The sequence below is a fragment of the Brevibacterium metallidurans genome, from assembly GCF_037101285.1.
Lineage (GTDB): Bacteria > Actinomycetota > Actinomycetes > Actinomycetales > Brevibacteriaceae > Brevibacterium > Brevibacterium metallidurans.
In genome coordinates this window covers 70904-95728 of sequence record NZ_BAAAAF010000003.1, presented here as the reverse complement: position 1 = coordinate 95728, position 24825 = coordinate 70904, and the positions used below count along the sequence as shown (strand labels likewise).

The 24825-nt window shown below is 67.5% G+C and carries 19 protein-coding genes and 1 pseudogene; 5 read left to right on the top strand and 15 right to left on the bottom strand.

The features are described from left to right. The first annotated feature begins 119 nt into the window (after positions 1–119). Positions 120–995, top strand: a complete 876-nt coding sequence (locus AACX88_RS05280; RefSeq protein ID WP_144589261.1) for an alpha/beta fold hydrolase — start codon at positions 120–122, stop codon at positions 993–995. Here the strand turns inward: AACX88_RS05280 and AACX88_RS05275 are convergent. The 5 genes from AACX88_RS05275 to lhgO all read right to left on the bottom strand — a co-directional run bounded on the left by AACX88_RS05275 (position 973) and on the right by lhgO (position 6768). Next, positions 973–1536, bottom strand: coding sequence for a CueP family metal-binding protein (locus AACX88_RS05275; protein ID WP_009376294.1), 564 nt, complete (start codon positions 1534–1536; stop codon positions 973–975). The genes AACX88_RS05280 and AACX88_RS05275 overlap by 23 nt on opposite strands. Positions 1537–1673: 137 nt before the next feature. After that, the gene (locus AACX88_RS05270; RefSeq protein WP_144589259.1) at positions 1674–2819 is read right to left on the bottom strand and encodes an FAD-dependent oxidoreductase; all 1146 of its coding nucleotides are present in this window, start codon (positions 2817–2819) and stop codon (positions 1674–1676) included. A gap of 75 nt (positions 2820–2894) precedes the next feature. Further along, on the bottom strand, positions 2895–4250 hold the full coding sequence (locus AACX88_RS05265) for a sodium/glutamate symporter (RefSeq protein WP_339392060.1): 1356 nt from the start codon (positions 4248–4250) through the stop codon (positions 2895–2897). Between the two features lie 157 nt (positions 4251–4407). Further along, positions 4408–5400: a UDP-glucose 4-epimerase GalE gene (gene galE / locus AACX88_RS05260; protein WP_339392059.1), complete on the bottom strand. Its 993-nt coding sequence runs from the start codon at positions 5398–5400 to the stop codon at positions 4408–4410. Between the two features lie 150 nt (positions 5401–5550). Continuing rightward, positions 5551–6768 carry an L-2-hydroxyglutarate oxidase gene (lhgO, locus tag AACX88_RS05255; protein ID WP_339392058.1) on the bottom strand — a complete coding sequence of 406 codons (1218 nt, stop codon included), beginning with the start codon at positions 6766–6768 and terminating at the stop codon, positions 5551–5553. Positions 6769–6928: 160 nt separating this feature from the next. Here lhgO and AACX88_RS05250 point away from each other — a divergent pair, with 160 nt between their 5' ends. After that, the gene (locus AACX88_RS05250; RefSeq protein ID WP_167560477.1) at positions 6929–7111 is read left to right on the top strand and encodes a hypothetical protein; all 183 of its coding nucleotides are present in this window, start codon (positions 6929–6931) and stop codon (positions 7109–7111) included. A gap of 27 nt (positions 7112–7138) precedes the next feature. Here the strand turns inward: AACX88_RS05250 and AACX88_RS05245 are convergent, their stop codons facing one another. Beyond that, positions 7139–7843: a peptidyl-tRNA hydrolase gene (locus AACX88_RS05245; protein ID WP_339392057.1), complete on the bottom strand. Its 705-nt coding sequence runs from the start codon at positions 7841–7843 to the stop codon at positions 7139–7141. 249 nt (positions 7844–8092) lie between these two features. Between AACX88_RS05245 and AACX88_RS05240 the strand changes: the two genes are divergently transcribed. Together AACX88_RS05240 and AACX88_RS05235 are read left to right on the top strand one after the other, a co-directional pair. Next, positions 8093–9217: an alpha/beta hydrolase fold domain-containing protein gene (locus AACX88_RS05240; protein ID WP_339392056.1), complete on the top strand. Its 1125-nt coding sequence runs from the start codon at positions 8093–8095 to the stop codon at positions 9215–9217. 264 nt (positions 9218–9481) lie between these two features. Then, positions 9482–11167 (top strand): DEAD/DEAH box helicase, encoded by a 1686-nt coding sequence (locus AACX88_RS05235; RefSeq protein ID WP_339392055.1) that lies wholly within the window; start codon positions 9482–9484, stop codon positions 11165–11167. 75 nt (positions 11168–11242) lie between these two features. On the opposite strand, the gene AACX88_RS05230 is transcribed toward AACX88_RS05235, so the two are convergent. The 5 genes and pseudogenes from AACX88_RS05230 to AACX88_RS05210 all read right to left on the bottom strand — a co-directional run bounded on the left by AACX88_RS05230 (position 11243) and on the right by AACX88_RS05210 (position 17423). Then, complete coding sequence (locus AACX88_RS05230; RefSeq protein ID WP_339392054.1) at positions 11243–12976, bottom strand: ABC transporter ATP-binding protein; 1734 nt, start codon at positions 12974–12976, stop codon at positions 11243–11245. After that, positions 12976–13884, bottom strand: a pseudogene (locus AACX88_RS05225) (ABC transporter permease). The gene AACX88_RS05230 and the pseudogene AACX88_RS05225 overlap by 1 nt, the downstream one beginning before the upstream one ends. Beyond that, positions 13881–14834, bottom strand: coding sequence for an ABC transporter permease subunit (locus AACX88_RS05220; RefSeq protein WP_167560483.1), 954 nt, complete (start codon positions 14832–14834; stop codon positions 13881–13883). Before AACX88_RS05220 ends, AACX88_RS05225 begins: the two are co-directional and overlap by 4 nt. A 1-nt stretch (position 14835) precedes the next feature. Beyond that, complete coding sequence (locus tag AACX88_RS05215; RefSeq protein ID WP_339392053.1) at positions 14836–16383, bottom strand: ABC transporter substrate-binding protein; 1548 nt, start codon at positions 16381–16383, stop codon at positions 14836–14838. Continuing rightward, positions 16380–17423: a TetR family transcriptional regulator gene (locus AACX88_RS05210; RefSeq protein WP_339392052.1), complete on the bottom strand. Its 1044-nt coding sequence runs from the start codon at positions 17421–17423 to the stop codon at positions 16380–16382. Before AACX88_RS05210 ends, AACX88_RS05215 begins: the two co-directional genes overlap by 4 nt. Positions 17424–17590: 167 nt before the next feature. Between AACX88_RS05210 and AACX88_RS05205 the strand changes: the two genes are divergently transcribed. Continuing rightward, complete coding sequence (locus AACX88_RS05205) at positions 17591–18889, top strand: CDP-glycerol glycerophosphotransferase family protein (RefSeq protein ID WP_339392051.1); 1299 nt, start codon at positions 17591–17593, stop codon at positions 18887–18889. A gap of 15 nt (positions 18890–18904) precedes the next feature. Here AACX88_RS05205 and AACX88_RS05200 read toward each other — a convergent pair whose 3' ends face one another. The 4 genes from AACX88_RS05200 to AACX88_RS05185 form a co-directional block, all read right to left on the bottom strand. After that, the gene (locus tag AACX88_RS05200) at positions 18905–20083 is read right to left on the bottom strand and encodes a glycosyltransferase (RefSeq protein WP_339392050.1); all 1179 of its coding nucleotides are present in this window, start codon (positions 20081–20083) and stop codon (positions 18905–18907) included. Further along, positions 20083–22935 carry a bifunctional glycosyltransferase/CDP-glycerol:glycerophosphate glycerophosphotransferase gene (locus AACX88_RS05195; RefSeq protein ID WP_339392049.1) on the bottom strand — a complete coding sequence of 951 codons (2853 nt, stop codon included), beginning with the start codon at positions 22933–22935 and terminating at the stop codon, positions 20083–20085. The genes AACX88_RS05200 and AACX88_RS05195 overlap by 1 nt, the downstream gene beginning before the upstream one ends. 66 nt (positions 22936–23001) lie before the next feature. Beyond that, the gene (locus AACX88_RS05190; protein ID WP_339392048.1) at positions 23002–23925 is read right to left on the bottom strand and encodes a glycosyltransferase family 2 protein; all 924 of its coding nucleotides are present in this window, start codon (positions 23923–23925) and stop codon (positions 23002–23004) included. Then, a complete protein-coding gene (locus AACX88_RS05185; RefSeq protein ID WP_339392047.1) occupies positions 23922–24752 on the bottom strand; it encodes a CDP-alcohol phosphatidyltransferase family protein in 831 nt (276 codons plus the stop codon). The genes AACX88_RS05190 and AACX88_RS05185 overlap by 4 nt, the downstream gene beginning before the upstream one ends. Positions 24753–24825 lie beyond the last annotated feature (73 nt).

Genomic DNA, 24825 nt, shown 5'->3' with positions numbered 1-24825 from the left:
CTGCTGGGTGCGCTGCCGTGGGTTCGGCGCATTCCTCACGCTGCCGCAGCGCCGGGAATCGTCATCGGCTCACCGCTGCCTCTTGACGTCGACTCGACCTGTGGGCCTACCGTCGGTGCATGGGCATCGACATCTCCCGCACGACCGTCACCCTCGACATCGGGACCGATGAGTCTCCCGCCGAGGCGGTGACCTGGAGTCTCGGTCCCCGCACCGGGTCCGGCCGCGGCGATGTCGTCATCTGCCACGGCACGCCGTGGTCGTCGCGGATGTGGCTTCCGCTGGCGAAAAGGCTCGCGCGAGACCACCGTGTCCTGCTGTGGGACATGCCCGGCTACGGGGACTCGATCACGTCTGCTGAGGCGGCCCCACCGGTCGACCTCGTCGCCCAACGGCGGCGGCTCGCCGCCCTCATCGACGATCGCGGCCTCGAGCGCCCGCACGTCATCGCCCACGACATCGGCGGGGCGGTCGCCCTCGGCGCCCACCTGTTCGAGGGCGTCGACTTCGCCTCCCTCCACCTCAGCGACATCGTCACCCTGACACCGTGGGGGTCGCCGTTCTTCCGCCTCGTCGCCGAGAACGAGGAGGTCTTCGCAGCCCTCCCACTCGCCCTCCATCGGGCGCTCGTGCACGAATACATCGCCGGGGCGGCCGGCCCGCATCTGCCCGCCGGCTGGGTGGGCGAGCTTGCCCGACCATGGTCGACGCCGCACGGTCAGGCGACGTTCTACCGCCAGATCGCCGAACTCTCACCGGCGCACACCGCACCGATCGCCGCCCGCCTCGGCGGCGTGCGCGCCCCGGTGCGCATCAGCTGGGGTGAGGCTGATCCGTGGATCCCGGTCGAGCAGGCGGACCGGCTGGCTGCGGCGCTGCCGGGAGATGTCGACCTCACCCGCTTCCCCGAGGTCGGACACCTCGCGGTCCTCGAAGCGCCCGCCGCGTTCGCCGCCGAGGTGGAGGCGTGGCTCAGCTCAGCTGGAGATCCGTGATGCAGGTGGCTCCATCGGGCTGGGTCGTGAATGTCGTGCTGCCGCTGCGGTCGCCGGCGCTGATCGTCACCGTGCCGTCGACATCCCGGGGCAGCCAGAAGCCGACGAACCCGTTGTCGAACGTCCTTGTCGACTCCTTGACCAGCGTCTTCCCCGTCGCGTCGTCGACGATCGTCACCTCGACGGGGGTGTTCGCCATCTCCCCCTGGCACGTCGTGAGGCTGTGGTAGAAGCAGTCGTGGGTCTGCGAGACGTAGGGGGCGATCGCGACGTAGCTCTTGTCCTGCGGCAGCGGCAGCGCGACCTTCCCGGCGGCGTCGGCGAGCACGAGCCGGTCCGGTTCGATCGAGGCCGTGAACGCGGTCGGCCGCTGCTCCTCGGTGAGCCGGTCGAGGGTGTCGATGATGCCGACGGCATCCTGGCCGGCCATGCCGTAGGCGGAGAGGAAGCCCGCCGCGGCGCTCGCAGAGGCCGAGGCCTCCGCCTTCGGGTCGTCCGCCCCGGTCGAGGCGCACCCGCTCAGTGCCAGTGTCAGGGCCATTCCGGCGATCGCCAGTCTCTTCACGTCAGTCCCGCTTCCGCATCTCACTGCTGGGTCGTGTGCCGGCCGCAGCCGCACACTCGACCATCGTACCCAGCGGGGGTATCCGCCCACAAAGCGCGCTGCCCAGACGCCTGTCAGCCTCGGTGGTGGGCGACCCGGAACTCCTCAGGCACCGAACCGTCGCCGACGGCCAGTCCGGCGGCGAGTTCGCCGAGCAGCGGGGCGAACTTCGCCCCGTGGCCCGAACACGCCGAGACCACGACGACGCCGTCGGCCTCGTCGATGACGAAGTCCTCGGTCGGGGTGTTCGTGAACAGGCACGTCGTCTCCGCATACGGTTCGGGCACGAGACCGGGCAGGTACCGCTGCGCGTAGTCGACCATCCGCGCCCGCATCGCCGCGGTGATCCGGCCGTCGGCATCGAGCGCCGAGGCGATGACCCGACCGCCGTTGAACTGCGCGAGCTTCTGTCCCGCGAACCCGGCGTCGCGGCCTCCGGGCAGACCGTAGGTGAAGATCTCGCCGGTCTTGTGGATGAACGTCGGCCACGGGTTCTCGCGTCGCCCCGACCTCTCAGTGTCCCGGTACGGCAGATGGAAGGCCTGCTCCTCACGCACCTCGAAGGCGGGCAGTGACTCGAGGAAGCCACGCGGCAGTCCGAGGTGGCCGAGGAGGGCCGGCAGCCAGGCGCCGGCGGTGACGATGACTCTCTCCCCGTCGACGGCTCCCCCGTTCGCCGAGGTGACGCGGAATCCGCCGCCGGCCCGCCGTCCCACCTCGGCGACGGTCCAGTCCTCGAGCACCCGGGCCCGACCGCTTGCGACCGCGAGACGCAGCATCGCGCTCACCGCGGTCTCCGCGTCGATCACCCCGGCGGCCGGGTGCCAGAGGACTGCGGTGTCGAAGGCGAACTGGGGCCACCGGGCGCCGGCCTGTGCGGGGCTGAGGACCTCGTGGTCGATGCCGGCGGCGGCGAAGAGGGCGGCGAGCTGCGCGGTGTGCCTGGCCTCTCCGTGGTCGAGGGCTCCGGTGGTGGTGATGAGCTCGGTGCCGGCGGCGCGTTCGACGTCGTCCCACATGGCGCGGGCGGCGACGACGAGGTCGAGGTAGAGGCGCTGCGGGTAGGCGAAGCGGAGAATGCGGGCCGAGCCGTGCGAACTGCCGTGGGCGTTGGCGGGGGTGTGCTGTTCGAGCACCGTGACGTCCTCGCCGCGCAGGGTCAGCGCATAGGCGGTCGCGGCACCGGCGAGACCGGCTCCGATGACGATGTGCTCGGTCATGGCGAACCCTCCGGACGAGTGAGACGAGCCTCGTCGTTCAGACTAGTCCGGTTGTCCGAATGCGGCGAGTCCGGCTCAGGCTGTGGGCACGAGCTCCCGGCGGTTGGCGGCCATGATGAACAGGGCCACGGCGAGGGCGGCGACGGCGATCGCACCCCAGATGCCGACGACGGCCCACGCGGCGCCGCCGAGGACGAGCAGCGGCGCAAAGGTCACGGCGGCGACTTCGACGGGGATGACCGGGAGGTAGGCCAGGGAGAAGTCCTCGAGGGTGCGCGAGTTGAGCTTGGGGTCGACGATGCGCAGCAGCGCGATGCCCGTGGCCACGGCCCCGGTCGCCCATCCCCATGTGAAGAGCTGGCGTTCGAACCAGCCCTCGTTCATCACCCGGGGAGCGACGAAGAGGCCGAGGAAGAGGCAGAGGGCGAGGCCGACGATGAAGAGGATGAGCAGCGAGAGCCACTGGTCGGCGACGAAGCTCGGGACGACGGAGGCGATGCCGCAGACGATGAGGACGTCCGTGGCGGTGCCGGAGATCGAGTTCTGCGTCTCCTTGTCGATGAATTTCGTCGTCTTCGTCGCCGAGAGCAGGCCGCGCAGCACGAGGCCGACGATGAAGGCGATCGAGAAGAGCGGGAACGTCACCGAGGGCATGACCTCGCCGAGGATGAGGTTGACGCCGAAGGCCCCCGCGGCGACCGTGGCGACGATGCCGGCCTGGAAGGTCAGGGATTCGATCGCGCTGCCGGAGAACATGTGGGTGCCGATGCGCGGTTTGTCCTCGGCGTGGTCGAGCACGCCGGTGCGCAGTTCCGCGGGCACTTCGCTCAGGCCGACGAACTCGCGGGCGTAGCCCTTCTTGGCTCCGAACTTCGCCTGGATGATGCCGCCGACGATGCCGGTGAGCATGCCCACGGTCGCGGCGGTGAATGCCAGCGACTGCACGGCGGGGTCCCCGGCCTCGGTGAAGACCGTGCCGATCGCCGCGGCCGAACCGAAGCCGCCGGCCCAGCCGGCGAAGAGGAGGAGGCCCACGGAGTCGGGGGCGCCGAGGAGGGGGCCCAGGAGCAGAAGCACGAGTCCCATGCCCAGTGCCGTCTGCGTCGCGTAGATGAGCACGCCGTAGCTGGCGAAGCCGGCCACGGAGCGGCCGATCTTGAAGATGTTGAAGTCGCTCGTCAGCGACAGGCACGCGAAGACGACGACGATGAGCAGCGAGGAGTACGTGCCGAGCTGATCGGAGAACGGCAGCCAGCCCAGACCGTTGGGTCCCATCGCGAGTCCGAGGAATCCGGCGATGACGCCGGCGGGGACCATCATCGTCTGGAGGACCCTGATCCGGGCGCGCAGGATGGTGCCGATGACGAGGAGTCCGCCGATGAGGCCGGAGTCGACGAGCAGGGCGTAGGGGCTGAACTGTGTGGGATCCACGGCGGGTGTCTCCTTGGTCAGGGCAGAGCAGGGTCAGGGCAGGGTCATGGGGCACTGGGACGTGCCGGGTTCCGCTCGCACCGGGACGCCGACGCGCGCGAGGCACAGTCGTGTCAGCCGGCGAGCGGCAGCGGTCCGGGCGCGGGCCCGGGGGCGATCACCGCTGTTCGGGCAGCATTCCCGCGGCGGCGACGGCGCTTTCGACGATCTCGTTCAGGCCGTACTCGGCCTTCCAGCTCAGCTGCGCGCCGATCCGGGTGACGTCGGCGACGAGGGCGGGAGGATCGCCCGCCCGGCGCTGCCCCATCTCGGGGACGATGTCACGGCCGGTCACCTCGGCGATCGTGTCGATGACCTTCTTGACGGAGGCTCCGGTGCCGGTGCCGACGTTGAACACGGTCTCGGTCGCGACCCCGGACTTCATGTAGTCGAGGGCGGCGATGTGGGCTTCGGCGAGGTCCTTGACGTGGACGTAGTCGCGGATGCACGTGCCGTCGGGGGTGTCGTAGTCATCGCCGAAGACGATCGGGGCCTTGCCGGCGGCGACGCGGCCGAGGACGATCGGGATGAGGTTCATCACCGCGGTGTCGGCGAGGTCGGGCCAGCCTGCGCCGGCGACGTTGAAGTAGCGCAGCTTGACGGCGTTGAGCCTCTGTCCGCGCATCGTCGCGGCGGTCATCGCATTGTCGATCATCCATTCGCCGATGAGCTTGGTCTCGCCGTAGGGGTTGATCGGGCGGCAGTCGAGGTCCTCGGGCACGAGGTCGACGTCGGGCATGCCGTAGGTCGCGGCGGAGGAGGAGAAGACGAGTGAGGAGACTCCGGTGCGGTCGACGGCGGCGAGGATGTTCGCCAGGCCGCCGATGTTCTGCCGGTAGTAGTGGACGGGCTGTTCGACGGATTCGCCGACCTGCTTCTTCGCGGCGAAGTGGATGATCGAGTCGACGCCGTGCTCCTCGATGGCCGCGACGAGGCGGTCTTCGGCGTCGGGGGCGGCGAGGTCGAGGTCGAGGACGGGCAGTCCTGCCACACGGTCGGCGATCCCGGTGGAGAAGTCGTCGACGATGAGGACGTCGTCTCCGCGTTCGGTGAGCAGTCGTACGACGTGCGAGCCGATGTAGCCTGCGCCTCCCGTGACCAGAACAGCCATGTGTCTCCTTCATCCGTCTTCCGCCGCGGTGCCGCGGCGATGCCGGAACAAGCTTAGTTCAGGGGTGGCCTCCGACACGAAGTGCGCCGCTGAACAGGTCCGATGTCGGCGTTCGGGGTCCCCGGCGATGACTGTTCGCAGGCCCGTGGATCAGGCGGCTGCGGATTCCGCGGTGTCGACGAGGTGTTCGGCGATGGCCAGCGCCGAGGTGGCTCCCGGGGAGGGGGCGTTGCGGACGAACATCGCAGGCCCTGCCCGGTGGATGACGAAGTCGTCGACGAGCGAGCCGTCCCGGTTCATCGCCTGGGCGCGGATTCCGCGGGTCGCCCGCCGGCCGCGAGCGCCGGCGAGGCTCGGGACGTAACGGGCCGCCTCGGCGACGAAGCGATCGGTCGAGAGCACTCCCCCGATCTCCCGCACCGCCATGGGCAGGTTCCCGGCCGCGAACCGCCAGAACCCGGGATCGGCGGCGACGGCGAGGGAGTCGCGGACGTTGAGGCCGAGACCCGAGTAGCCCTCGCGGGAGAAGGAGAGGAAGGCGTTGGGTCCGATCATCAGGCCGCCGTCGATGCGGCGGGTGACGTGGACGCCGAGGAAGGGGTACTTCGGATCCGGCACGGGGTAGACGAGTCCGCGCACGGCGTCATCGTGCTCATCGTCGAGGATGAAGTACTGGCCGAAGAACGGGACGATGGAGGGCTGCCTGCTCTCCCCTGACCGGGCGGCGAGGCGATCGGATTGGAGACCGGCGCAGACGATGACCCGATCGAATTCGTGGGCGTCGTGGGCGGTGCGCACGATCGCCCGCTCCCCGGAAGGTCCGCGGCGGACTTCGATGCGGGAGACCGGGGTGGAGAAGCGGACCCGGCCGCCGCCTCGGCGGACATCGGCGACGAGGGCCTCGGTGAGTCCGCGGTAGTCGATGATCGCCGTGTGCGGGGAGTGGAGCGCCGTCAGGCCGGTGACGCCCGGTTCCACGGCGGCCAGGCCGTGCGCGTCGAGCATCGCGACATCGGGGACGCCTTTGGCGCGGGCGCGGGCGGCAATCGCTTCGAGGCGCTGCGCTTCGGCCTCGGTCGTTGCGACGACGACCTTGCCGCATTCGTCGACGGCGACGTCGTGGGCGGCGGCGAATTCGCGCAGCAGCGCCACCCCGCGACGGCACAGGGTCGCCTTGAGACTGCCCGGCTCGTAGTAGAGACCGGCGTGGACGACCCCGGAGTTGTGACCGGTCTGATGGGCGGCCGGCCCGTCCTCCTTCTCGTACAGGGTGACCTCGGCACGATCATCGCGGCGGAGGATCTCACGCGCGACGGCGGCGCCGATGATGCCGGCACCGATGACGGCGTGTCGCTTCCTCGCACTCATGGCCGCTCGTCCTCTCGCGGTGTCGCGGATCCCAACTGGTCAGGGGACCCGATGGCCTCCGATCGTAGCGACCACGGCGGCGACACCACCTCGGCGAACAATGCTTGAGACTCACGTCACACTCAAGTACGGTCAGAGGACACTACAGGAGGTGGTTCCGATGAGCGGAGTCAATGAGGATTTCTATCAGCCGTCGACCCACCCGGGCGACATCATCGAGGTGCTCGACGAAGAGACCGGCGAGATGGTCAAACGGAGGATCATCCTCGACGAGTTCGGCAACGGCACGAAGACGCGGCCGCTCGAAGAGGGCGAAGACGACGAGCTGCCCGAGAGCAGCTGAACCCGCCGGCGTACCAGGCGCCGAGCCTCACCACCAGGCGCGCACGGTCTCGGTCGGTCCGTCCACTTCGGTGAAGCCGGCGTCGATAACGCTGACCGGGCGGTTGTTCTCCGCCCACGCCTCCTCCGTCGGGGTGACCACGCGCAGGGCGAAACCGCCGGCCCGCCAGGCTTCGCGCACCTCGGCGGGCATCTGCTCGAAGGCGAGCTGCGCACCGTGGGCGACCTGGGCGGCGGCCTTGCCAGTCGTCAGCGTGACCAGGGGTGAGAGTTCGATCGTCACGACCGCCTCGGCGGCCGGAACCGAGGTCTCACCCTCATCGGGGAATTCGGTGCCTCCGACCTGCAGCTTCGACAGCTGCGGGGGCAGCGGGGAGACGGGGCCGGGAGGGAAGACCGAGGCCTCGGCCGGGGCGAAGTCCGCGGTGCCGCCGAAGGAGACGGTCACGCTGCCGAGGGCACGCGCATCGTCGAGCTTCTTCCCGTCGCCGCGTCGGACCACCTTGCGGATCGCCCCGTCACGCCAGTATTCGACGGCTTCGGACCATTCGCCTCCCGGCTGGGTCCGCGGGTCGTCGAGGAACGTCACGACCGCTCGCGCAGTGGATTCGAGGACGTCGATGTGACGGGCCGGCGCCGACTTGGACTTCCGGACGACGATGGGCAGCGACCACGGCACCTCGTGGTCGGTCTCATGTCGGCGCATCTGCTCGATCCGCGTCTGCTCGCTCACCTGGTTCCTCCGTCTCTCGGCCGCTGACCCTGCCGGTCGCGGTTGCGTCGCGGGGTACTGCGGCACGTCCCGCGCGTCCAGTGATGACAACGCCGGGAGCCTGCGCTTATTCCCGAACCGCGGCCTTCTCGCGTTCTCGTAGTCCCAGCGGCGAACCCGGTTCCAGGTGCCGAACCACTGCGGCCCGCATCGCAGGTCGCGGGTACGCTGAAGCGGTGCGCAGCCCGTGGCCGCGCAGGGAAGGACGCGATGACAGACGAGCCCCCGCACTCGAGAAGCGACGAGGCAGCCGTCCTCGCTGCGATTCCCACTGACATCCGCAGCGCCCTGTCGGTGCAGATGATCGACGTGCTCGCGGTCCAAGCCGCGCGCGCAGCCGAATGTCGGGACGCCGCCGCCAGCGCACTCGCCGATCAGGCGCAGGCGAGTCCGGCTTCGCGCGAGAACTCCCCCACGCCGCCGGAGTTCGTCGCCGCACGCGCCGAGTACCGTGCCGAACGCGCCCACTGGAACGAGGGTGGGCCGACTATGGCGCAGACCCTTGACGGGCGCATCGAGGTCGGGGACGTCGCCGTGCCCGTGCGCATCCACCGGCCCACCGCCGAGGCTGTCCTGCCCGGCATCGTCTTCCTCCACGGCGGCGGTTTTTCCCTCGGCGACCTCGACACGCACGAGCGGATCGCCCGGGTGATCGCCGCAGGCTCCCGCGCAGCGGTCATCGCCGTCGACTACTCGCTCTCCCCCGAGGCCGTGTTCCCGCAGGCTCTCCACGAATGCGCGAGCGTCATCGACCACCTTGCCCGCCACGGCGAGGCGTGGGGAATCGATCCGACCCGCCTGGCCGTGGCCGGGGATTCCGCCGGGGCCATGCTCGCCCTCGGTGCCGCGCTGCTCCTGAGAGACGAACCGGAACGGATCTTCCGTGACGAACCCGAACGCGTGCGGGCCGACCCGGGCTTCTCCTCGATCACGTCCCTGCTGCTCTTCTACGGCGCTCACGGTCTCACCGACTCGACGAGCCGGAGGCTCTTCGGCGGGGAGTGGGACGGGATGGGCCCCGATGCCCTCGCTTCGATCGCCGCCTTCCACTACGCGACACCCGCCGATGCCGCGAGCCACTACGTCGACCACCTCGGCGCGGATCTGGGCGGACTGCCTCCGACGTTCGTCGCAGCGGCCGGGCTCGATCCGCTCCGCGACGACTCCCGAGCCCTCGCCGCGCTCCTGCGCAGGGCAGGCACCGAGGTCGAGTTCGTCGAATACCCGCACGTCCTCCACTCGTTCCTCCACTTCGGTCGGATGCTCGACGAGGCGAACACCGCCCTCGAATCGGCCGCGGACTTCGCCGCCTCGCACTTCGATCGCCGAGGTTGAAGCCCTGCCGACGGGCGGCGCCGAAGTCGATCGTCACCGGAGCCGAATCGTTGCCTGAGAACGACGGTCGGCCGCGGGGTGTATCCTGGGAAGCCTTGTGATCCCCGTGCGGGGATCCCTGCGTCGTCAGGACACTCTCACTCTGTGCCAGTCAGCATCGGCTCACGGCACATGATCCTCTCCTCTCGGCGAACCAGAACGCGGACCCGCGTTCGGACACCCTGCCGGGATGTGCACCCTCCTCCGCTCCAGTGCGGAACCGGAGTGCGCACCGGCGCGTCGAAAGGCCGCCCCATCACCGCATCCACCACGACCTCCGCCCTGTCCTTCGCCGACCTCGGCGTTCCCGCGACCCTCGTCGACGAGCTCGCGAAGGACGGGAAGACCGAGGCCTTCCCCATCCAGGCCGACACCCTCGCCGACACCCTTGCCGGCCGCGACGTGCTCGGCCGAGGCAAGACCGGCTCGGGCAAGACGCTCGCCTTCTCCATCCCGATGGTCGCGAGGCTCTCCGAAGACCAGCCCGACCGTCCGGCCCGCGGTCGTGCACCGCGCGGACTCGTCCTCGCCCCCACCCGGGAGCTGGCCACACAGATCAGCGCTGTGCTCGAACCTCTTGCGACAGCGAGCCGGCTGACGACCACGACGATCTTCGGCGGGGTCAAGCAGAAGCGGCAGGAGACCGCACTCGCCGCCGGCGTCGACATCGTCGTCGCCTGCCCCGGCCGCCTCGAGGACCTGCTCCAGCAGGATCTCGTCTCCCTCGACGACATCGAGATCACCGTCCTCGATGAGGCCGACCACATGGCCGACATGGGGTTCCTGCCCGGTGTCACCCGCATCCTCGCGAAGACTCCGGAGCGGGGCCAGCGGATGTTCTTCTCCGCCACCCTCGACAACGACGTGGACAAACTGGTCCGCCGGTTCCTCCACGATCAGGTGCTCCACTCCGTCGACGACCCGAGTTCGCACGTCGATGCCATGACGCACCACCTCTTCGAAGTCACCCCCGAGGACAAGAACGACCTCGTCCACCGGCTGGCCTCCGGGTCCGGGCGCCGGATCCTCTTCACACGCACGAAGCATCGGGCGAAGCGGCTCGCGCGGTTGCTGACGAAGCAGGGCATCCCCGCCGTCGACATGCACGGCAACCTCTCCCAGTCCGCCCGCGAACGCCACCTCTCAGCCTTCGCCGACGGCGGAGTCAAGGTGCTCGTCGCCACCGATGTGGCCGCGCGCGGAGTCCACGTCGACGCCGTCGAACTCGTCGTCCACGTCGACCCGCCCACCGAGCACAAGGCCTACCTGCACCGTTCGGGTCGCACCGCACGTGCCGGCAGCACCGGGGACGTCGTCACGATCATGACGCCCGAGGAGCGCAAGGACACACTCGCCCTGCTGCGCAAGGCGAAGATCTCCGTGAAGCCGCAGAAGGTCACCGCCGACTCCGCGCTGGTGACCCCGCTCGTCGGCGAGGTCGCCGAGTTCGTCGAGCCGCAGGCGGGCAACCCGGAGCGTGTTCCCGGCACCGAGGCGGTCCCACCCGTGCAGTCTCCGTCGCAGAAGCGCTCCTCGCGTCGCCGCCGCGGACGGCGCGGGGCCGGCTCCCAGTCGGGCAGCGGTCAGGCGGGCAACGCACAGCAGGCCGGTGCCGGTTCCCGCGAGACGACAGGTTCCCGAGGCAGCGGTGCGAAGTCGAACAACCCGCGCTCCGGAGGCGCCCAGTCCGGCGGCGCACGCTCGGGCGGCGCGAAGCGCCGTACGAACCGCTCGTCCGACGGCAGCCGGTCCCGCGGCGAGGCGTCGCGACGCAGCCAGTCGGCCACGAGCACCCCGCGCCAGGGAGGTGCCCGCCGAAGCTCGGAGGCCCGTGGCACGACGGCCGAGACCCGGCAGCGCAACCGCTCGCGTACCGGAGGCTCCCAGCAGGTCTACTCGACGAGCAGCTGAGCTCCCGGCGACATCGACAGCCACTGCAGGCATCTCCCGTGCCGGACAGCCGTCCGGCACGGGAGACCCCGTTGCTCAGAACGTCGGCACGTCGTCGATGAGGGACCGCGTGTAGGCGTGCTGCGGGTTCTCGAGCACGGAGTCCGCTGACCCGTAGTCGACGATCTTGCCCTTGTTGAGCACCGCGAGGTTATCGGCGATATGGCGTGAGAGCGCGATGTTGTGGGTGACGAAGAGCATCGCGAGCTGACGTTCGGCCCGCAGGGTGCGCAGCAGCCCGATGATCGAGGCCTGGACGCTGACGTCGAGCGCCGAGGTGATCTCGTCGCAGACGAGGACGTCGGGTGCGTTGACGAGCGCTCGGGCGATCGCCGCCCTCTGCCGTTCACCGCCGGAGAGGTCTCCCGGGCGCCGGTGGTAGAAGCTGCGGCCCAGCCGCACCGCGTCGAGCGCCTCCTCGACGGTCGCCTTCCGACTCGCCGCGGTCCCCTCCCCGCTCATCTCGAGCGGCACCGTCAGCGACTGTCCGATCGAGCGGCGCGGATTGAGGGAGGAGAACGGTGACTGGAAGACGTACTGGATGCCGATGCGCTGATCGTTCGTGCGCTTGCGCGTCGATCGGGCGAGTTCGACCCCGCGCAGCCGCACCGCTCCCGTGTAGTCGTCGTTGAGTCCGGCCACACACCGCGACAGCGTCGTCTTGCCCGACCCGGATTCGCCGAGGAGCATCGTGCACTCCCCCGGTTCGAGCCGCAGGTTGATGCCGTCGAGGATCTGCGCCTTCCCATAGGAGAGCGCGACGTCGGCGACCTCGAGGAGGACGGGTCCCGCACCGGAATCCTCGGCCGGATCCGGGACCGCCGCAGTGCTCGCCGAGGCGGGGGCCGCCTCGGCGCCGTCGGCGGAGTGACCGAGGTAGACGTCGGTCGCGGCACTCGATTCGTCGCCGATCCTCTTGTCCCCGGCGAGGTCGGGCACCGCGGCGAGGAGCATCTTCGTGTAGTCGTGCTGCGGGTTCGTCAGCACCTCGCCGACCGGCCCCTCTTCGACGAGGTCGCCGCGCAGCATGACCGCCACCCGGTCGGAGATGTCCTTGATCACCGCGAGGTCGTGGGTGATGTAGAGGCCGGCGACGTCGTTGGCCACGGTCATCTGCCGGATGGTGTCGAGCACGACGGCCTGCGTGGAGACGTCGAGACCGGTCGTCGGCTCATCGAGGATGAGGACGTCGGGGAACATCGCGAAGGCCATGGCGATGCCGATGCGCTGCTGCTGGCCGCCCGAGAGCTGATGCGGCCACCGGTTCTGGTAGGCCTTGTCGCCCGGCAGTCCGACATCGGCGAGCACTTGGGTGATCCGCGCCTCCCGTTCGGCCGCGGAGGACCCGAAGCCGTGGATGTCGAGGACTTCGCGGATCTGTTCACCCACCCGCATCGCGGGGTTGAGGGAGAGCGCCGGATCCTGGGGGATGTAGGCGATGCGGGATCCGCGCAGGGAGCGCACGGCCACCTCGTCGAGGTCGAGGACCTCCACCGCGGTGTCCTCACCGCGCGGCCACAGGCTCACCGACCCCGAGGCGTACTTGAGTCCGGAGCGGAAGTGGCCCATGCAGGCCAGGCCCGCGGTCGTCTTGCCGGACCCGGACTCGCCGACGAGGCCGAGGATCTCTCCGCGGGCGAGCGCGAAGCTGACCCCGTGGAGGATCTCGTCGCCGGCGTACGTGTCGATGCGCAGATCCGAGACGCGCAGGACGATGCTCTCGTTGGGGGCGCGGTCCTCGATGGCAACCGTGTCGTTGGTCGTCGTCATCATTCCTCCACAGTGGTCGAAGCGGTGGCCCGGGCGAAGGAGTCCGCGAGCAGGTTGGTGCCGATCGTGAGCAGGGCGATCGCGATGACCGGCAGGAGCACGCCCCAGGGCTGGATGCTCAGGGCGATGCGGTTCTCGTTGATCATCAGGCCCCAGTCGGCGGCCGGCGGCTGCAGGCCGAGTCCGAGGAACGACAGCGAGGCGATCGCACCGATCGAGTAGGTCAGGCGCAGACCCGCCTCGACGCTCAGCGGTCCGGTGATGTTGGGCAGCAGTTCACGGACGAGGACCTTCGTGCGCGGCATCGCGTACATCTCCGCGGCGAGGATGTAGTCCTCGTTGATGACGTTCAGCGTCGCCGACCGCGCGACCCGGGCGATGCGCGGGGCATGGGTGATACCGATGACGGTGATGAGCACCCAGCCCTGCGGGCCGAGGACCGTGATCGCCAGGAGGGCGAAGACGAGCTGCGGGATCGCGAGCAGGACGTCGTTGAGGCGCATGATGATCGCATCGAACCGACCGCCGACCTACGCGGCGAGCATGCCGACGGCGGCACCGAGGACCATGCCCAGGGCGGTCGCGAGGACGGAGTAGATGATGAGGGTGAACCCGCCGGCGAGGAACCGGGAGAGGACGCTGCGGCCGAGGTTGTCGGTGCCGAAGATGCCGTAGGCGGAGAACGGCTTGCCGACGAACTCGGTCGCGGTCGATCCCGTCGCCCACGGCAGCAGGAGCGGTCCGCAGAAGGCGAAGAGCACGACGATCGCCGTGAGCGTCAGCCCGATCCGTCCCTGCTTCTGGGCGATCACGCGCCGGAGGAACGGCACGTAGGTCGTCTGGGATTCCTTGGGGATCTCCGCGGCTTCGATGGCGGAGGACTTCATGTCGTCGAGGCTGCTGCTCATGCTGCGCTCCTCAGTTTCGGGTTGGTGAGGATGCCGACGATGTCGGCAGCCAGGTTGACCACGACGTAGACGGCGGCGACGAGCATCGAGATCGCCTGGACGACCTGCACGTCGCGGTAGGTGACGGCGTCGATGAGGGCTTGGCCGATGCCGGGGTAGCGGAAGAGGAACTCGACGACGACCACGCCGCCGGCGAGCCAGGCGAGCTGGATGGCGATGACCTGGGCGACGGGACCGAGGGCGTGGGGCACGGCGTGACGGAGGATCACGCGCCGCTCGGGCACTCCCTTGAGGCGGGCCATCTCGACGAACCCGGAGTCGAGGACTTCGATCATCGTCGCCCGCATCATCCTCACGATGTAGGGGGTAACGACGAGGACGAGGGTCGCGGTGGGCAGGACCAGCTGGGCGGGGATCATCCACACCGGCTGGCCCGGTGGGGCGAGGGTGACGGCGGGCAGGATCTGGAACACCGAGGTGGCGAAGATCGCGATGAGGCCGATGCCGATGACGAACTCGGGCATCGCGGCGAGCACGAGGCTGATGCCGGTCAGCGCCTGGTCCCGGCGGGTGCCGCGGTGCAGGGCGGAGTAGACGCCGAGGCCGATGCCCAGCGGCACCGAGATGATCGCGGCCAGGGCCATGAGGATGAAGGAGTTGCCGATGCGTTCGCCGAGGAGGTCGGAGACCGGGCCGCCGGTGGCGGTCGAGGTGCCGAAGTCGCCGACGAAGAGGCCGCCGAGCCATTCGAGGTAGCGCTGCCAGGCGGGCAGGTTGAGGCCGAGCTGTTCGTTGAGGGCGGCGATGCGCTCCGGGGTGGCCTGCTGGCCGAGGATCGCGCGGGCCGCGTCGCCGGGCAGCAGCAGGGTGGCGCCGAAGACGAGCAGGGAGACGGCGAGGAGGATGAAGGCGGAGAAGATCAGCCTGCGGATGATGACTTGGGCGAACATGTCACACCTTTCCGATCCAGAGACGGTCGAAGCGCCACCCGCCCAGCGGTCGGCCGGTGGCGTTGGGACGCAGACCGCCGACGTACTTCTGGTAGGCGTCGACCTGGTTGGCGAAGCCCCAGATGATGTAGCCGCCGTTGTCGTAGAGGATCTTCTGGGCTTCGTGTTCGAGATCCCGCCGTGACTTCGGATCGGGCAGGGCACGGGCTTCTTGGACGATGGAGGTGAAGTTCGGATCGTTCCAGTTCGTCTCGTTGAACGGCGACTCCGGCATCACGCAGGACACGGACTGCGGCAGGAAGTCGCGGGTGTACCAGAAGTCCTGGGCGAAGTCCCATTTGAGGTAGTTCTCCCCGAAGAACGTCGTCGCGTCGACGCGGCGGATCTTCACCCGGATGCCGGCGTCGGCGGCCTGCTGGGCGAAGACCTGCGCGGCCTCGACGACTCCCGACTGGATGGGGGCGGTGACGAGCTCGACGTCGAGGCCGCCCTCGTGCCCCGCCTCGGCGAGGAGCTTCTTCGCCTGCTCGACGTCACGGGTGCGCTGCGGGAAGTCGGGGTAGTTCTCACTCAGCGGCCCGAACATGTCGTTGCCGATCGTGCCGTAGCCGGAGAGCACCTGCTCGATCATCTGCTCGCGGTCGACGACGAGCCGGAACGCCTGCCTGACCTTGACGTTGTCGAACGGAGGCCGGTCGACGCGCATCGTGAACGGCAGCCACATGCCGGTCTCGGAGTTGAGGATCGCCATCCGCTCGTCGGCGCCGATGACCTCGACGAGGGCGAGCGGGATTTGCCCGATCGCGTCGACCTGGCTGGAGAGGAGGGCGTTGATGAGGGCGTCCGAGTCGTTGAAGTTGAGGAGGTTGACGGCGTCGAGCCAGTTGCCGTCCTTGCGCCAGTAGTACTCATTGCGCTCGAGCACGGTGGACACCGCCGGAGTGTGCGAGCCGAGCTTGTACGGTCCCGAGGACACGGGCTTCGCAGGGTCGTAGTCGCGGGGGACGATGCCGGTCGTGTACTCGGAGACGGAGTCGTTGAGGAGGCCGTTGGGTGAGCTGAGCCGGAACTCGACGGTGCGGTCGCCGGTGGCGACGACCTCGTCGAGCATCGTGAAGCTCGCCGCAGCGGTCTTCGGATCGTTGGGGTCGTTGATCCGCTCGAACGAGAAGACCACGTCGTCGGGGGTGATGTCGCGACCGTCGGAGAACTTGATGCCCGGTCGCAGCGTCGCCGTCCACACCGTCGCGTCGGCGTTGGGTTCGAACTTCTCGGCCAGCTCGGTCTGGATCTTGTAGTCGTCGGTGCGTGAGAGCAGGCAGTTGTAGAGGTTGACGGTGCGGGCGATGTCGCCGGAGTTGACGGGGATGTGGGCGTCGACGGTGTCGGCGGAGTTGCCGCCGGTCACACCCACGCGCAGGGTGCCCCCGCGCACGGGGTCACCGGCGCTGATCGCGCCGACGGCTCCCCCGCCGCACGCACTCAGGCCCGCGAGCGCCGTCAGCGACAGGCCGGCTCCGAGTGCTTGTCTTCGGTTCGGTGTGCTCATGTGCCTTCTTCCTGGGACGCTTCGTCCTGGGGCGGACGACTGGACGGCTGAGGCGTTGGCGCCTCACTGGCTGAGGATTCCGCGGGGTCTGCGGGGGCGAGGATATGGGCGTCGAGGAATGCTTCGATCATCAGCGCGGCGTCTTCGTCGCTGACCGTCATCTGGCGGGCGCTGCGGGCGATGCCGAGGCCGTCGATGAACGTGCTCAGGGTCTTGACCATGAGGTCCGTGTCGCCGGCGCGCACCCGACCCGAGCGCTGCCCGGCGACGATGACGCCGGTGATGAGGTCGAGCCATTCGCTGTAGACGGCGGTGAGGTTGAGGCGTGATTGCTCGTCGACGACCGCGCGCGCCCAGCTCTGGATCCAGATCGACCACACGCGCCGCACCGAGGGGTCGACACCGGCGTGAACGCGGGCGAACCGGCGCAGCACGTCGACGGGATCGTCGGGTTCGAGGAGGTCGCGGGCGGTCGCGATGATCTCGAGCGAATACCGCAGTGCCGCTTCGAGGAGCTGGGTCTTCGTGCGGAAATGGTAGGTGATCGCCGAGGCCGACAGACCGCTCGCCTCGGCGATGTCGTGGACGCGCACGGAGTCGATGCCGCGGTCGGCGTAGAGCTCCCAGGCGGCTGCGACGACCCGTCGCCGATTGCGGGTGCCCTTCGACATCCATTCCCCGTCGTCGGCTCTGCCCGGGGAGTCCGCGGCAGCGCCCGCACCGGCGGGGAGCTCTCCGTCGGAGATCATGTGCGCGCTCGAGACCGCGCTGATCGTGCGCCGAGGTGGTGTCCGGCCCGGGATCCGGCCGCTGCCGCGCGTGAGCCAGTCGGTGGTGACGTCGGTGAGTTCGGCGATGCGGGTGATCTCCTCGATGCGGAACTTCCTCGTCCCGGCGAGTGACTTCGAGAGCTTGCTCGGTTCGAGACCGATGCTGCGGGCGACTTCGCTGTGGTTGATGCCTGCCCGGCTGATGGCAGCGCGCACACGGGTCCCGAGACCGGCGCGGTCGCCGTTCGCTGCCTCTCTGCTGCCGAACACCACCCCAGTCTGCACAAGTGTTGCGATTATGGCAAGAGTTACTTGGACACAATACAGTTTCGGTCGGTCTCGATCAGGTCTCCATGTCGTCTCCCACGCTCCGACCAGGTGAGATGAACTAGAATTTCGGGAGCAATCACGATCGTCGGAAGGGCGGACCACCGCACATGCGCTCAGGCCTGAAGAAACTGACCGCGAAGAAGCCCCCGTTCAAACGCTGGGCACGAGCGACCGCGCTGGCTGCGCTCGAATCCAAGCCCTGGCAGGCGACGAGTCGCTGGATCCGGGGCGCGAAGGCGATCGAGAGGCTCGAGGCCGAATTCGACGGCGCCGGCCTCGAGACACCGGTCATCGCCTACTTCGGCGACGGCCCGGCGAAGATCTATCAGATCCTCCAATGGATCCCCATCCTCGAAGAGCTCGACAGGACCAACAGGGTCGCCATCGTCCTCAGATCGCCGGGCTCGCTCCAGGAGCTGCGAAAGTCGACATCGCTTCCTCTCGTCCTCAAACGACGGTTCGATCCGCTGCAGGACTTCTACTTCGCTCTCGACCCGAAGGTGGCGCTCTACGTCAACAACGGCGTGCGCAACTTCCAATCGCTCGGCTACGCGCCGATGGTCCACGTGCACCTCAACCACGGTGAGAGCGACAAGATCTCCATGGTCTCGAATCAGGTCAAAGCCTATGACCGTGTGCTCGTCGCCGGACCTGCCGCGATCGAACGGCACCGGAAGGCTCTCATCGAGTTCGACTTCGACAAGCTCGTCGAGGTCGGCCGGCCCCAGCTCGACATCGACCTGCACCCTGTCCTACCGCGCTCGGACAATCGCACGATCATGTACGCCCCGACGTGGGAAGGCGAGAACGACGCGAACAACTACACGTCGCTCGACCTCTTCGGCGTCACCATCGCCGAGGCGATCCTCAAGACCCCGCACACACGATTCGTCTACAAGCCCCATCCTCGGGTGGAGACCTCCGACGACCCGGCGATCGTCGCCGCAGACGCACGGATCCGGGAGCTCATCGACGCGGCCAACGCCGCAGGAGCACCGAGGACGGGCGAACACCTCGTCTCCATGCAGGGCGACATCCTGCCGATGTTCGCCGATGTCGACCTCCTCGTCGCCGATATCTCCAGTGTGGGACTCGACTACCTCTATCTTCGTCCGGAGCGACCGCTGATCCTCACCGACCGTCGTGACGATCTCGCGAGGATCCATGCGGAATCACCGATCTCCCGTGCCACGCCGGTCATCTCGGCGTCCACGATCTCCGATGTCGCCACGACGATCACCGCCGAGCTCGACAACGACACCACGGCGGAGCAGCGCCGGGAGTTGCGGGCGTTCTACTTCGGAGACCGCGCTGTCGGCGATTCGACCCGCACCTTCACCTCGGTGATCGCCGATCTCATCCGGTCGCGCCAGAGCGAGATGGCAGCCAAAGCGGAGGCCGAGTGATCGGCTGACTCCCGCTCAGCGCGCCATCTGCCGGAAGAGCTCCTCCCACAGGTCGAGGATCCGGTCCGGAGAGAACCGTGCCATGTCCGTGCGGACCTCCTCGGACATGCGTTCGAGCCCGACGGGGTCGGAGGCGAGTTCGGAGAGCGCTTCGGACAGTGCGGGGACATGATTGCGGGGCACGATGATCCCAGTTCGCCCTGAGTCGATGAGCGCACCGATTCCCGGGGCGACGTCGAACGACACCGTGGGTACACCACGGAGACCCGCTTCGACGATCGAGATGGGCAGTCCCTCGTATTGCGAGGAGATCACGTGCACCTTTGAGGTTGACAGCACCTCGGCCACAGAATCCGTCTTGCCCATCAGACGGGCGCGAGGAATCTCGCGGTCGTCGATGAGTTCCTGGAGGCGTTCGCGGAGATCTCCTTCGCCGTAGAGTTCGACGCTCCACTCAGGATGCCTCTCTGCGATTTCGGCCCAAGCTGCCAGCAGATAGTGCAGAGACTTCTGCTCGTCGTAGCGGCCGAGCGCAATGATGACATTGCGGCGCCCTTCGGACTTCTCCGCTGGGTCGGCCTGAGTCACCGGGTTGGGAATCCACCCGGTGTTATTCAGACCGGCGAGGCGGAAGCCTTCGGCATCTTCCGCGGTGAGGAATACGGTTCGGTCCACGTCGGCATAGGCCTTGAGCACTCTGGCCGCGTCTCTTCCGGTCCGCGTCGCGCCATCGTTCGATCCGTGATACTGACCGATGACTCGTGGGTGCAACGCATTCGTCGCATCGTAGCCCGCCTCGAGCAGATGCTCCATGCCGTAGACCTGGGTGCAGATGATCAGCGTCGAAGGGCCCCAGACGTCGATGAGCCTGCGCAGCTCGTCGACAGCGGTCTTCCGCAGTGCGAAGCGCTTCCGGTACCGCTGCATGCGTGCTCGGTCCTTCTTGTCGGACTCGGAGCGGATCATCCAGTCCGCTGGCGGCGGTTCCGGCATGAGAGTGCGCACGATGATTTCGTCGGCTCGCTCGACGACCTGTCCCTGCCCTTCTGGCGGTGGCGACACGCCGACGAGCTCGGTTGCGAAACCACGGGAGTGGAATCCGTTGGCCATCGTGTCGATGAAACGCCCGACCCCGCCGAGGCGGTCGACGTCGTTGGCCATGAGCACGATTCGGTCGAACTGCGCCTGCGGCATCACTTGTCTCCCCACACTGTTGCGATCGTCTTCGCTGCACTGTCCCCGGGCTCACGACCTGCGAAGTCGTCCCTGAACCGGTGGCGACGCTGCGCGTCGGCATCGTCGCCGACCGCCCTGATGGCGTCGACGAGTTCCTCCTGCGAGGTGACCAGAGGCCCAGGCCGATGCTCGCGCAGGTCGAAGTACGTGCCGCGCGCCGAGTTCACATAGTCGTCGAGATCGTAGGCATAGAGGATGACGGGGCGGTCGAGACTGAGGTAGTCGAAGATGATGCTCGAATAGTCCGAGACGAGGATTTCGCTGGCCAGCAGCACTTGCGCGGTATCTCCGACGTTGCTGACGTCGACGACGTCTCCTCGCAGGTGCGGGGGAATCGAGATCCGATTGAGATAGTGCGGTCGCAGCAGAACCTGATACTCGTCTCCGAGTTCCTCGACGAGCTCAGTGAGATCGAGTTCGATCGATGCCTGCCCGCGCTGGCGGAACGTCGGGGCATAAAGAACTGCGGTCCTCGTCGGATCAAGGTCGAGTCGACGCTTGGCTGCAGCGATTCCCTCCGAGTCGTTGACGAGGATGTCGTTGCGCGGTGAGCCGACGGGAAGTTGCCCGTTCGGATATTTGAAAGCAGGAACGAACGTGTCACGGAAGTAGTCACTCGGAATGCTGAGGAAGTCCCAGTATCCGACCTTCCGCTCGAGGGCGGAGACCTCGTCGCGGGAGCTGAAAGCGAAGTTCGGCTCGTCGAATCCCATCGTCTTGATGGGGATGCCGTGCCAGGTCTGAACGTAGATCTGCCCCGGCCGTTTGACATAGCCGTCAGGCAGGCTCTGATTGTCGATGATGTACTTCGCACGAGCAAGCGTTCGGTAGTAGTCGACCGTGTTGCGGATGACAACGTCGTCTCGACCAGCTGCCCACCGCTGATTGGAAGCGGCGGAGACGACGACGTCGAGGTCTGGTCGCTGGCGGCGGATCTCCTCGGCGAGGACGTGCGGCGAGTCGAACTGCGAAGTGCCCATGTGGGACTCCACGACGACAAGTCGGTCGTCGATTCGAGTCGACGCACTCGCCATGATCTGCGGTGCCTGGGAAGCCACTTCGAAAGCTTCGAGCGGGATGTACCGCTCACGAAGGCGAGAGTGGCCGCTCTGCAGCAGTGACTTGAGTCCGGCCCGCAGACGTCGTCGCTGCTTGCCGATGCGCGCGATCCGAAAAGCCAATGTGCCGATCTCGGTGGCATAGGGCTGGTAGCGCACGTTGGCCAACGATTGGATGAGTCCGCGGGTCTGCGTCTTCGCCTTGCTGCCGGAGAAACCCTTCTTCACACGCAGCGGCAGCAGAGTGGAGGCAATCCCGTTGGAGACTTCCATGCGGATCGAGATCTTCGGCCTGACCGCGAAGTCGAGGTCAGAGGGGAAAGCGAAGTCGGTGCTCCACGTGACTATGCCGTCCACTGTGCGCTCCCAGGCCACTGGCGCGGTCCATTCCCGTTGGAATCCCCAACGCTCTCGGATGAGCATCCGCGCTTCGAGGTCAGGTTGGTCGAGTCTGCCGAATGAATCGGGGATCTCACCGCTGATGCGCACTCGGTTCGATCCGTCGATCGACACGGAGTCGACCTTGGTGAAGAACTTGAACGAGTACCAGGGAATCGAGGTGACCTGAGCGGAGTCGAAGGTGGCGAGCATGCGCTCACGCGAGCCGACCGGGTAGTCAGCGAAGGTCGCCGGCTCCCAGAGACTGTTGACTCCCCCGGGCTCCCAGTCACCGTAGAGGTCCCACGTGCCTGCTGCGATCTTCGCCATGCGCGTGACCAGGTCGACATCGCCGGACAGCGCGGCGGCGATGAGCAGCCTGTCATCACGGGGCACATCTTGGTAGATCTCTATCGGGATCGATTCGATGAGCGGTCTGAGTTCGGCAAGCAGCTCGGGCGCGAGATTGGGAACCTGTCCTGCGGCGATGTCATTGAGGTAGAGCCGCGCGTCATGGCGGAGGATCTTGAGCTGAAGTCGATCATGAAGCAATGGCACGACAGATCGGTCGGCTACCCGCAGCACCTCTGCGAGCGCAACCTTGCGGTGCTGGAGATTCTTGATGTCATCGCGCTGGTTGGTGATCGACTTCCGCACCTTGATGGGATAGAGATTCCACTGATAGACGAATTCCGGGATGACCCGGATGCCGTCGGCTTTCGCGAACACCTCGGCGGTGAAGATGAGGTCCTCGTAGTGGAGTTCCTCACGGAACCGGATGCCGTTGTCCCTGAGGAAGGCGAGACGATAGAGCTTCGCGACGGCGATCGTATCGATGCAGAGTTCGGGATTGTCCTCGATCGTGTCGAAGTGCTGCTCTTCCCGATAGAGCCGGTGGTGCCATCCGCGGAACTTCTTCTTCGCGATCTCCCGACGTCGCGTCTTGGCCATGACGATGTCCGCGTCGCTGCGCTCTGCCGCTGTGAGCAGGTTGTACGTCGCGTGGCGTTCGAGGATGTCGTCGCTGTCGAGGAATGTGAGATACGGAGCGCTGGCGTTGTCCATGCCGATGTTGCGCGGTGCTCCCGGCCCACCGCTGTTCTTCGGCGTCTGGAATGCTCGCAGCCGCGGTTCGGACTTTGCCATCTCGGACACATACTCGAAGGACCCGTCGGTGGAGCAGTCATCGACGACGATGACCTCGGTGCCCTTGAGCGTCTGGTCGAGCGCCGAGCGGATCGCCGTGCCCACGTTGGCGATGTCATTGAACATGATGATCACCACGGTCACCATCGGTCGACCGTCGGCGCCCCACACGGAGGCGGGCTCGGTATCGGTCGTCGTTCCTTCGGCGCGCACCGCTGGGTGTGTCAAAATGCTCTCCGTGCTTCTGTCTTCGGGGATCGGGGAAGGTGTGAGGTCAGTCGGCAGAAGGCCGGCTCACACAACCGGCGGCCTGCCGTGCCGAGCCATTCTCAGCACTCCGCGGCCCGACAGCTTCTTGTGCTGTTCGTCATCGCTCCATGGGTCGAGTCTCCACCCGTCCCGCCAGCCCTCGAACCACGGGCGCAGCTGATCGGGATTGTTCGCCCATTTCATGCACTGCATGAGCGTCCATGAACCAACGTACATCCAATTGAACGGCCAGGGCAGGTTGCGCCTGGCCAGCCAGACGCGATTGCGGGCGTTCATGTAGAAGTACTCGTCGTGCCGGCTGGGGTCCATGACCGGGTGGGCGACGGCGAGGTCGCCCATGTACCACACGGAGTATCCGGCGTCCCAGACCCGCCACGCGAGTTCGATGCCCTCATGGGCGTACCAGAACGTCGACGGCCAGCCGCCGCACTCGTCGAATGCCCTGCGCTGCATGCACACGGCGCCCTCCCATACGGAGAAGACGTTCGACGAGTGGTCGGCTTCGCCCTTCTTCAGCCGCGGGATCCACCGCTTCGGAGAGGCCGGTCCGCCCGGCTCCTCGACGCGCGGCTGGACGAGGCCGATCTTCGGCTTCGTTCGCATGAGCTGGGCCATGCGCATCAGCGTGGTGTCGTCGGGTAGCCACGCATCGTCGTCGAGGAAGAAGAGGAACTCTCCCTTGACGTGGGGCACGCCGGCATTGCGTCCGGCCGGAATGCCGAGGTTCTCCGGCAGGCCCAGTCGCTTGACGGCCGGAGGGATGCCCTGCGGATCCCAGCCGTTGCCCACGCACACGATGTCGAGCTCGACGCCCTTCTGGGCGAGCAGGGAGTCGAAGCCGCGATTGAGCTCTTCGAGGCGTTTGCCCTGGGTGAGGACGACGACGCCGAAGGTGTACTTCCGGTTGGTCTCGAAGTGCTGAGCGAGGAGGCGGGATGAGTCCGTCATGACAGCCTCTTCGACGCCATGATCGACATGAAGTGACCGATCACCGAGAGCAGGCACAGGGGCACGAGGACGACGACGAGCCAACGTTCGCCGACCAGGGGCGCGGCGCCCAGAGGAACGGCGATCGCGGTGACGATGCTCGAGACCAGGGCCAGCAGCGAGAGTTCGACGGAATGGTAGATGCGGTGGAACGGCACGAATCGCGCCGCCCGCTTGAGCTTGGCGGTGAACCCCGGGTTGAGGGCTGTCGCGGCTTGGGAGTCGGCAAGCTTGTCGAGTCCGTTGAACGCCCTGGACACGTGCACCATGTCGTTGAGTGCCTTGTTGAGGAGGACGAGGGAGGCGAGCATCGATCCGGCGAGCAGGTACGGGTAGGTGCCTGCGGGATCAGATGCCAGGTTCGACCAGTCTCCGACGGCGCGCGCACCGAGGGCGAAGGCCACGAGCCCTTCCGTGGTGTAGTGGCCGACCTTGTCGAGGAAGACGCCTTTGGCTCCGCTCGTCCCCCGCCACCGGGCGACCTCTCCGTCGCAGCAGTCGATGTACATCTGCACCTGGGAGAAGAAGACGGCGAGGATCGCGCCCCAGATGCCGGGGATGAGAAGCGACGCCGCGATGCACCACCCGGCGATGATCATCATCCCGGTGACACCGTTGGCGCTGATCCGCGTCCTGACCAGGAGCATCGTGAAGTAGATGGAGAAATGACGGAGGTAGAGCTGAGCCGTCCAGTGCTCGGCGTTCTTCCGCGAGCGGACCTCGATCGGCTGCGCCTTCGCGCGCAGTTCGGACAGGGTCGGGTACCGTGACTGCTTCTCCGCGCTCACTCCCGACCTACCTTTTGACTGCATCCGACCCCGACAATTCACGTCAAGTTTACCGACTGTCCAAACGAGCCGC